Annotated in this window: 17 protein-coding genes; 16 read left to right on the top strand and 1 reads right to left on the bottom strand. The window is 32.2% G+C overall.

What is annotated here, in order from left to right; all coding sequences use genetic code 11:
- Positions 1-60: 60 nt before the first annotated feature.
- From IGJ90_RS15045 to IGJ90_RS14985, 13 genes are all read left to right on the top strand, one after another.
- A complete protein-coding gene (locus tag IGJ90_RS15045; RefSeq protein ID WP_113851340.1) occupies positions 61-720 on the top strand; it encodes a DUF2786 domain-containing protein in 660 nt (219 codons plus the stop codon).
- A gap of 18 nt (positions 721-738) precedes the next feature.
- Positions 739-993 carry a hypothetical protein gene (locus IGJ90_RS15040; protein ID WP_014862514.1) on the top strand — a complete coding sequence of 85 codons (255 nt, stop codon included), beginning with the start codon at positions 739-741 and terminating at the stop codon, positions 991-993.
- 132 nt (positions 994-1,125) lie between these two features.
- Entirely contained in the window at positions 1,126-1,389 is a 264-nt protein-coding gene (locus IGJ90_RS15035; RefSeq protein ID WP_438768531.1) for a hypothetical protein, read from the top strand.
- A 96-nt stretch (positions 1,390-1,485) separates the two neighbouring features.
- Entirely contained in the window at positions 1,486-1,947 is a 462-nt protein-coding gene (locus tag IGJ90_RS15030; RefSeq protein WP_137274144.1) for a transcriptional regulator, ArpU family protein, read from the top strand.
- 110 nt (positions 1,948-2,057) lie between these two features.
- On the top strand, positions 2,058-3,329 hold the full coding sequence (locus IGJ90_RS15025; protein ID WP_438768530.1) for a DNA cytosine methyltransferase: 1,272 nt from the start codon (positions 2,058-2,060) through the stop codon (positions 3,327-3,329).
- A 193-nt stretch (positions 3,330-3,522) separates the two neighbouring features.
- A complete protein-coding gene (locus IGJ90_RS15020) occupies positions 3,523-4,203 on the top strand; it encodes a DNA-methyltransferase (protein ID WP_438768532.1) in 681 nt (226 codons plus the stop codon).
- A gap of 137 nt (positions 4,204-4,340) precedes the next feature.
- Positions 4,341-4,574: a type II toxin-antitoxin system RelB family antitoxin gene (gene relB / locus IGJ90_RS15015; RefSeq protein ID WP_002334254.1), complete on the top strand. Its 234-nt coding sequence runs from the start codon at positions 4,341-4,343 to the stop codon at positions 4,572-4,574.
- On the top strand, positions 4,564-4,833 hold the full coding sequence (locus tag IGJ90_RS15010) for a type II toxin-antitoxin system RelE family toxin (protein ID WP_438768529.1): 270 nt from the start codon (positions 4,564-4,566) through the stop codon (positions 4,831-4,833). Before relB ends, IGJ90_RS15010 begins: the two co-directional genes overlap by 11 nt.
- Before the next feature lie 94 nt (positions 4,834-4,927).
- Entirely contained in the window at positions 4,928-5,548 is a 621-nt protein-coding gene (locus IGJ90_RS15005) for a recombinase family protein (RefSeq protein ID WP_431449887.1), read from the top strand.
- 16 nt (positions 5,549-5,564) lie between these two features.
- A complete protein-coding gene (locus IGJ90_RS15000) occupies positions 5,565-5,849 on the top strand; it encodes a hypothetical protein (RefSeq protein ID WP_192411297.1) in 285 nt (94 codons plus the stop codon).
- Between the two features lies 1 nt (position 5,850).
- Positions 5,851-6,057 (top strand): hypothetical protein, encoded by a 207-nt coding sequence (locus tag IGJ90_RS14995; protein ID WP_174114404.1) that lies wholly within the window; start codon positions 5,851-5,853, stop codon positions 6,055-6,057.
- A gap of 224 nt (positions 6,058-6,281) precedes the next feature.
- Entirely contained in the window at positions 6,282-6,950 is a 669-nt protein-coding gene (locus IGJ90_RS14990) for a hypothetical protein (RefSeq protein WP_289868199.1), read from the top strand.
- A gap of 323 nt (positions 6,951-7,273) precedes the next feature.
- Complete coding sequence (locus IGJ90_RS14985) at positions 7,274-7,474, top strand: hypothetical protein (RefSeq protein ID WP_279257368.1); 201 nt, start codon at positions 7,274-7,276, stop codon at positions 7,472-7,474.
- A 22-nt stretch (positions 7,475-7,496) separates the two neighbouring features.
- Here IGJ90_RS14985 and yajC read toward each other — a convergent pair whose 3' ends face one another.
- Positions 7,497-7,745 (bottom strand): preprotein translocase subunit YajC, encoded by a 249-nt coding sequence (gene yajC, locus IGJ90_RS14980; protein WP_438768528.1) that lies wholly within the window; start codon positions 7,743-7,745, stop codon positions 7,497-7,499.
- A 252-nt stretch (positions 7,746-7,997) separates the two neighbouring features.
- Here yajC and IGJ90_RS14975 point away from each other — a divergent pair, with 252 nt between their 5' ends.
- Genes IGJ90_RS14975 through IGJ90_RS14965 form a run of 3 tightly spaced genes read left to right on the top strand, consistent with a single transcriptional unit; the run spans position 7,998 to position 8,811 of the window.
- Positions 7,998-8,213 carry a class II bacteriocin gene (locus IGJ90_RS14975; RefSeq protein WP_438768527.1) on the top strand — a complete coding sequence of 72 codons (216 nt, stop codon included), beginning with the start codon at positions 7,998-8,000 and terminating at the stop codon, positions 8,211-8,213.
- A gap of 16 nt (positions 8,214-8,229) precedes the next feature.
- Complete coding sequence (locus IGJ90_RS14970) at positions 8,230-8,514, top strand: bacteriocin immunity protein (protein ID WP_010717206.1); 285 nt, start codon at positions 8,230-8,232, stop codon at positions 8,512-8,514.
- A gap of 24 nt (positions 8,515-8,538) precedes the next feature.
- Entirely contained in the window at positions 8,539-8,811 is a 273-nt protein-coding gene (locus tag IGJ90_RS14965) for a bacteriocin immunity protein (protein ID WP_438768526.1), read from the top strand.
- The last annotated feature ends 127 nt before the right edge of the window (positions 8,812-8,938 follow it).

The raw sequence follows: 8,938 nt of genomic DNA, 5'->3' as shown, positions 1-8,938 counted from the left end.
GAATGATTCGAGCAGATTATCAAATAATGAAGGCGTTTGGAACAGGAGGAAGGGAAAAGAATGGAAAATAAAAGATTTATAAAAATTCAAAAGCTTTTAGCTTTAGCGAATGATGCAAATGATGAAGAATCTATGAGCGCGTTAGCGAAAGCACAAGAGCTAATGCTTGCTTACGGAGTATCTGAGGAACAAGTATTTGACTATAAACAATCTTCTTTTGAAGAGAAAGTGGTTGATTTTGTTGTATATCAAGGAAAGCCGCAGAAATGGCTATATCGATTAGCAGGAATTATTGCTTGGAATTTTCGAGTAAAGTTTTATTATGTAGCAGGAACACCTGTAGAATTACATTTTCTAGGAACGAAAACAGATGTAGAAATTGCGGATATTACGTTTCATTATGCAAAGGGAAGTATTGCATATAGTGCAAGGAGATTCATGCAACGGCCTGAAATCAAACGAAAAAGAAAGCGGAAATGGCAATTAAAACAAGATTATATTCAAGGTTATCTTGTAGGATTGCAGGAACAATTTGAGGAACAAGTAAAAACAAAAGGGTACGAAATGGCTTTACAAGTTCCAGAGCACGTGCAAAAAGAGTTTGATCAATTATCACTAGTGCCAGGAAAAGATACTTCTCATAAAACAAAAGACCTAGTAGCATTTCAGGAAGGCGTTGAAGAAGGGAAACAATTTAGTCAAAGAGAAAGATTAGTATAAGGAAAGAGTGAAAGCAACATGTTTATTTACGGCCGTGAGTGTGGCAACACGTTTGGTTGTACGTATTTTTTGCAAATTCGGAACGTAGAATTAACAGTAACGTTGATATGGAAGGGGGATTTTTTTGAATACAATGAAACAGAAGTGAAAGAAATAATTAATCAGATACCAGGGCTAACAGACACATTGAAGGTAGCAATCTATCAATATATTGAAAAAACAAATCAATTATTTTTTCTTTCCTACAAAGAAAAAGTAATTATGAGAGATTGAATTTGGGAAAAACATAGTATAAAATAATAAGAGATTTTCATTAAGAAGGTCATTATATTTCTCAATTTTGACGATGCTCTCTAGTTGATAGAGAGCTTTTTTATTTGGTATAAAAGTTAGGAGAAAAGAATGATGAAAAACATTAAGCGAACAGCAGGACTTTACTTGTTTCACATACGCTTAGAAGAATTACAGGAAATAGAAAAGTTATATTTTTCAAAAAATATAGTAGCTAAAAAGATCATTGAGCAAGAAAAAGAAGCTTTGATGAATAAACAGGCATATATGCTTTACCCAGTACAAACTTGGCAACTTTATTTTTATTCCAGGTATCGATTGAAAAGTCTGAGAATGAGTGTTTTAAAACAAAGAATAGAAGCAAAAATAAAAAAATAGAAAAAGCCAGAGCAATCGCTCTGGCCATTACACAATTGTCACTGAAAGAAGCCTTCTTCAGTAACGTACTGATTATAGCATAAAAGAGGTGAAATTTTGAGTCTTTTTGATATTAAAGACTACACATTGCCACCGTTTGAATTTATTGATTGGCCGAAAACAAAAGAGGCTGTAGGTATTTTTATACAGACAATGAAAATCAATCGAGAACGAATGGGACTTACTGTCTATCCTCAGTTAACGAGTGAGTGTCTTTTAGTTGTAAAAAATGACCCAATCAGGGAAAAAGAGCAACAAGGACTTTCCTTATCAGAACATGAAAAAGAATACTTAAAAACAGAAGCATGTTTTACTCATGCATTTACCGCGATTATGCACCCGTATCGTCCAGAAATAACGGAACGACGACGGCGTGTATTTTTTTATCGTTATTTTTATGGACTATCTGTAGTTGCTGTGAGTGAACGGATTAACTATCAAAAAAATATTATTATTGATGATTCCAAAATGGCAATGCTTCAGTTTGCTTTGGCTTTAGATTTGTTGTTTTATCGCTAAATAACAACTTTTTGGCAACAAAGAAGCGACTCTCTGTAAACCTAATAATCGTTATACTTCTGGTACAAGCTTGAATAACGACCACAGCGCTGTGAGAAAGAGTTTTTCTCATGACAAAGCAACAATTAACGTTTTTAGATTTATTTTCAGGAGTTGGAGGCTTTCGCTTAGGGTTAGAAAAAGCAGGACATCGGTGTATAGGTTTTTGTGAAATTGATGCCAAAGCAAGAGAAAGTTACAAAGCAATTCATAATACAGAAAATGAGGTAGAAATGCATGACATTACAACAATATCAGATGAATTTGTTCGAGGAATCGGACGTGTGGACATTATCGCAGGTGGATTTCCATGCCAAGCTTTCAGTGTTGCAGGAAAAAGAAAAGGTTTCAGAGATACTCGAGGAACTCTCTTTTTTGAAATTGCACGGTTCGCACATATTTTGCAGCCCAAGTATCTATTCCTTGAAAATGTTAAAGGACTCCTCAACCATGATTCAGGCGCTACGTTTGAGACAATCTTACGAATTTTGGATGAATTGGGGTATAACGTGGAATGGCAAGTGCTTAACAGCAAGAATTATGTCCCACAAAATAGAGAACGTATCTTTATTATCGGACGTCTTAGAGGAGCAAGTACCAACCAAATATTTCCTATCACAGGAGAAGAAAGCCAAATTAATTTTAAATCAGCAAAAATAAATTCAAAGGGAAGAAAACAACAAGTTGTTGGTAATGTGAATCCAAGTGCTAGAGGAATGAACGGAAATGTATTTTCCTCGGATGCTATAAGTCCGACAATTACTTGCAATAATGGGGAAGGAAGTAAAATAATGGTTCCTACTCAATCAAAAACAACACAGGTGGAAAAAAGAATTATTGTTGAAGGATTGTTAGACAATAAGTTTCGCTCTTCCTCAGCGGTTGTTTCAGTTAACGGGCTTTCTCCTACTCTTACAACGATGGGTGGCGGTGGCCAAGAACCTAAAATTTTGGTTCGAGAAGCAACAAAAGAAGGTTATAGTGAAGCTGGACCAGGTGATAGCATTAATTTTGCTTTTCCAAATTCAAAGAAAAGAAGAGGCCGCGTAGGTAAAAAATATGCACATACGTTGTTAACGGGTGATCAGCAAGCAGTAGTTACTGAAGATTTCCAGATAAGAAGACTTACTCCAATGGAATGTTGGCGACTACAAGCTTTTCCAGATGAAGCATTTTTAGCAGCAAAATTTGGAAGTAGGGAGATAGCAAAAATTATTATTGAAAATAAGTTAGATCATTATCATTGTGAGTATGAACAAAAAATGTCTGATAGTAGTTTGTATAAACAAGCGGGGAATTCAGTTACAGTGGCAGTGATATATGATATTGCTAAAAGGTTCTAAAAAGGACTTTTTAGCAACATTTTTCAAGATTTGTTAGGAAACCTTTCAAACAAATAATCCGTAAAGTAAAGGTATCAAGACTTGAATAATAAACGATTTAGGCCTAAATCATAAGGAGTAACTTATGATGGAATACAATACGATTTACTTTGAAGATTGTTTAGAAGGAATGAAAAAAATACCGGATGAATGAATCGATGCGATTATTTGTGATTTGCCTTATGGTACTACAGCTTGTTCCTGGGATGAGGTATTGCCCTGGGATAAGTTGTGGGAATCCTATTTGCGAATAGCTAAAAAAGATACCCCTATTATTTTATTCGGGGCAGAACCTTTTTCTACTGCATTACGTATGAGCAATTTCAAACTTTATAAATATGACTGGTATTGGTTGAAAAATAATGTGACTGGTTTTACATTTGCGAAAACACAACCAATGCGTTGCATAGAAACGATTTCTGTTTTTTCAAAAGGAAGACCTAATTATTATCCGCAAGGCTTAATTCCCTTAAAAAATAAGCGTGTAGCTAGTCGATCAGAATATGATGATAATGTTTATTCTAGTAGGCTTTCCGGAAAGACCTACACACAAGAGGTAACAGGTTATCCTAACAATCTTTTGCGTTTTTCAAAAGATGCGACAAAATATACCATTCACCCTACACAGAAACCTGTAGCGTTATTAGAATATCTGGTAAAAACATACACAAAACCAGGAGAAATTGTTTTGGATAATTGTATGGGAAGTGGGACAACAGCGATTGCTTGTTTGAATACAGACCGACAGTTTATTGGTTTTGAAACGAATGAAAAATATTATAAACAGTCTTTGGAACGGATAAAAACCAATGTGACACAAGTAGAATTGTTTTGATAAAACGTACTAGATAATTATCGTTCATATTTTATTCTATATATTGGATTAACTATTATATTTGTAATTACAATGTATTGACAAATTTACTTATTTTTAATACAATGTTATTACAAAGCGCGAATGGAGGTAATAAGATGTCTCAATCAACAATTACATTTAGAATTCCTGAGGATGAAAAAGAACTTGTGTTAGAATATGCAAAAGCTCATAATTCTTCATTAACTGAACTTTATCGAAAAACTGTATTAGATAAAATTGAAGATGAAATTGATTTAAAAACCTTACGGAACGCAATGGAAATTTCCAAAGAGAAAAAAGAGATTGGTATTTCTCAAGAGGAAATGGAGAATCTATTAAATGAAATATAAAGTTGTATATATGCCACAAGCTCAGAAACAATTAAAAAAAATGGATAGAAACCAGGCAAGAATAATAGTAGCATGGATTAGAAAAAACTTAGAAGGAACTACTGATCCTCGTCAACATGGAAAAGGCTTGACTGGAAATAGAAGTGGTGAATGGCGTTACAGAATCGGAAATTATCGAATATTGGCTAATATTTGTGATTCAGAAATTATAATACAAATATTTTCAATAGGACATAGGAGTACTGTCTACAAAAAATAATTTATAGTAAGAATCAAACAGGTCAAAAACTTTTAAGTTTTTGACCTCTTTGTTTTTTCGTGCTATACTTGGAATTATCAAGTGTCAAAAACTTATGTTCAGAAAAGGTGGGGAAATTTTGTCTATTTATGGTTATTCAAGAGTGAGTACTAGTAATCAAGATTACAAAACCCAGATTCAAAAACTAGAACAAGCTGGAGCAGAAAAAATCTTCAGTGAAAAATATACGGGAACAAAAAAAGAAGGAAGAAAAGAATTAGAAGAACTACTATCTATTGTAAAAACTGGTGATAAAGTTTTAGTGACGAAAATTGATCGGCTGGCTAGAAGTATCGTTGATTTAAATTCGATTATTTCTTCTTTGAACAAGTCAGGAGTGACTATCACCTTCTTAGATAATGCCCTAACATTTGAGCCAAACAAAAGTGATTCTATGCAAACGTTAATGATGAATATGCTGGGTAGCTTTGCGCAATTTGAAAGAGATTTAATCGTGACGAGAACGCAAGAAGGGAAACAGTGGCATCGAGCGAACAATAAAAATTATCGAGAAGGACGTCCGAAAAGAGTTCTAAATGATAAATACAAACACGCACTAGAGTTAATGGAAACAAACAGTATGAGAGAAGTAGAAAAGAAAACAGGCATTTCTTTGTCTACTCTTAAACGAATTAAAAAACAAGCTAAAGAAGAACAATTACTTAGTGAAAAATAGATAAGGAGAAGTTATTATGGAAAATAGAGAGAAGATTATTCAGTTGTTGGAAAATCCTTTGATTTCAGGGTATGGAATAGAAAAAATGTCAAATGGTCGACTCTATTCAGCAAATTTTCAAAGATATAAAAAGCGTGTAGCAAAAGAAAAAAAGCCAATGGTTATTTTTGATACAATGTCAGTAAAAGTGGAAAAACTATTATTAGAGTTGGCCGAAGAAGTATTGCGAGTTCAGCCTAAAACAAAACAAGAATATAGAGAAATGGTTGCAAGATATAGTTTTAGAAACGGAGAGAATTAAGATGGTTGTTCGAAAAAAATATGATCACTGGGGAATAGAAATTACTACGTGGAACAAGACAAATGTAGTTGCTTATGTTGCTTGTGATTGTGGCCAATTGGCTAGAAGAGAGCTAGGAAAATATAATCATTTTAAGTGTAGTAGCTGTAAAAAAGAATATAAATTAAGCAACGGTTCTTATGTAGAAATACGCACAAAAAAGAATTGAAGAAAGGTAAAATCTTGATGAAATAGTAAAAAGTTTTAATTTATAAAAAGATTTTTTCAGTTTTTTTATTTAATCTTATTGAAAAAAAGGTTATTTTTTTGTAATTTTATATATAGAAATATACCTTGCAAAAGAGTGAAGTTTCACTTCTAATTGAAAACTATGAACAACAAAAAAGAGACAGTCTCTTTTTACAAGAAAACTTTAATCAGGAGGAGATATGTTTGAAGAAATTTTATCAGTTAGCAGTAGGAGTTAGTTTGCTAAGTGTGCTAGTAGGGTGCGGAACCAAAGAAATAAAACAAGCACAATCAACGCAAGAAACTACCAAAACAAGTTCAACTAAAATTAGTGAAAGTTTAAGTACGAATGAAACATCTACGTCTATTGAAGAAAAACAAAGTAATGGTGCAATTTCTAAAGATTTATCTAAGAATTGGTATGATAATCAAATACAAATAGATAGCCAAGTGTTGACTATGCCTATAGAATTAAAAGATTTAAATAAGTTAGGTTTTGAATTGAAATATTCAGATTCTTACGTATTAAACCCAAAAGATTCAGTTGCAGGAACACATTTAACAAATAAAAAAGGTAATACTATTTCTGGTACGTATTCAAATTTAACTGATAAAACAATTGATATTAAAGAGTCAAGTATGACATCTATTAATATAACGGATACTACCAATAAAGATTTGACAGTTTTCTTTCCGGGTGGTTTAACATGGGGGACTACTATCGAGAAGGTAAAGGAGATGTATGGAGAGCCCAAAGATGAATACACTGGAGATAGTGGTTTTGCAATTTTAACGTATCAAGAGGATACAGATCATTATGCAAAATTAACATTCTCAAATGGAAAACTAAAAGGGTATGAATTATATATCTAATCTTCAGATAGAGAAATTGATTTATAAAGAAAATGTTCTCTTTATTTCTTTTTGTTATTTCGCCAGTGATAAACTCCTGTTAAGATAGTGGCTATATAAAAAGGCAGATACTTAAGAAGAGTATATTCATGGTTCCCTCCTAGTTAAATGAAAGTCATGAATAATTGTACTAAGATTTTTTTAGGGAAATTAAGATTGAAATAGGAAAGTAAATACGATAAAATTTTTATAGCCTGATACGTTGAAATTGTTCTTCAGAGACTATTTCTTCCAAACCACCTACTAGATAGGTGGTTTTAATCATTATTTTCGGAGGTTGTGTTTTGGCCAAAAAAAGTAAGGATTTAATAAATATTGGCTCATTTGTGCATTGTCAATCTGTTTTGGGACAAACGATTAAAGGAAAAGTTGAAGTGATAAATCAATATACAGTGATCGTTTTTGATGGAGAATTTCGTCATGTGGTCACGAAAAAACAGTTGAAAGAGTTAGGCTATTCTTTATCAAATAAAAGAAAAAAATAAGCAGAGAGGAACCCCTTTCTGCTTATTTTTTCGCTCGTATAGATTGTTGATCAAAGTCGAAAAACGCCCCTTCACAGTCGAGAGTTACCTTCTTTTTATCTGAAGATATTTCAGAAATTACTCCATGTAACCCACCAATAGTCACAACAGCGTCTCCTGGTTGTAAATTGTTAAAAAAATCTTGTCGTTCTTTTTGTTGCTTTTTTTGTGTACGAAACAGATAAAAATACATAGCAACAATGACTAACAGCATGATAAGCATCGGTTTCATTTCTCCTTGTTAATTTGAAAATTTATATATAGACATCAAGGTTATTTTATAAAAAGAAAGTATTGATGGCAATATTTGTTTCGAATGAAATGGTACAATAATCAGGTAAAAAACAATTGAAATTGATGGATACCAACTTACAAAAATGTTAGGAAAATTCTTTTGTTTTAACATTTACAAAACTATACCAATAGTTCTATAATTTCTATATAGAAGACGTTTTCTAATTTTTATTTTTCGAGGTGAACATTCATGAAAAAGAAATTAGTTAAAGGCTTAGTTATTTGTGGGATGATTGGGATTGGTTTTACAGTATTAGGAACAAATGTAGAAGCCGCCACGTATTACGGAAATGGTTTATATTGTAATAAGCAAAAATGTTGGGTAGACTGGAATAAAGCTTCAAGGGAAATTGGAAAAATTATTGTTAATGGTTGGGTACAACATGGCCCTTGGGCTCCTAGATAGGAAGGATTAGTTTAAAATGGATAAACAACAAGAATTACTAGATTTACTTAGTAAAGCGTATAATGATCCTAAAATAAATGAATATGAGGGGTTAAAAGATAAGTTATTTGAATGTGCCAAAAGATTGACAACTAATGAAACAAATATCGGTGAAGTCTGTTATAAATTAAGTACAATTAATAGTGAGTATTTAGCAAGACATCATTTTGAAATGCCTAAATCAATTATTGAATTGCAAAAATTTGTGACTAAAGAGGGCCAAAAATATAGAGGCTGGGCGTCTATCGGTATTTGGAGTTAAACAATCGTTTTTTTAGGAGAGTTTATGGACATCAAGAAAAAAGAAGCGTTGGAAAAAATTATTCAATTAACAAATAATGCATTAGCGAATCCACAAATTTCTTCAGATAAAAACTTAAATGACCTTTTATTAAGAATAAGAAACAAAGCTTTATCAGGAGAAGTATTTTATGATTTAAAAAAAGAGTTACAACCGACAGTTAGCGGATTTACGTTAAGAAATAACTTTCAAACGCCTAGTGAATTATTAGAATTACTAACTTTGATACACCTCTCAAAAGGATGGTCAGGATTTTAATTAAATATAAATCAGAATGTATTACAAAAAAACTCACTTTCGATTAGAGAAGTAAGTTTTTTGACTATATTGTCACTTTTATTTTTAAATGGTATATACTTTAATTAATAAATAGCAAATTAAGACA

It is taken from the genome of Enterococcus sp. AZ129 (assembly GCF_051714505.1).
Taxonomy (GTDB): Bacteria; Bacillota; Bacilli; order Lactobacillales; family Enterococcaceae; genus Enterococcus; species Enterococcus faecalis.
This window is presented reverse-complemented; position numbering and strand designations above follow the sequence as displayed.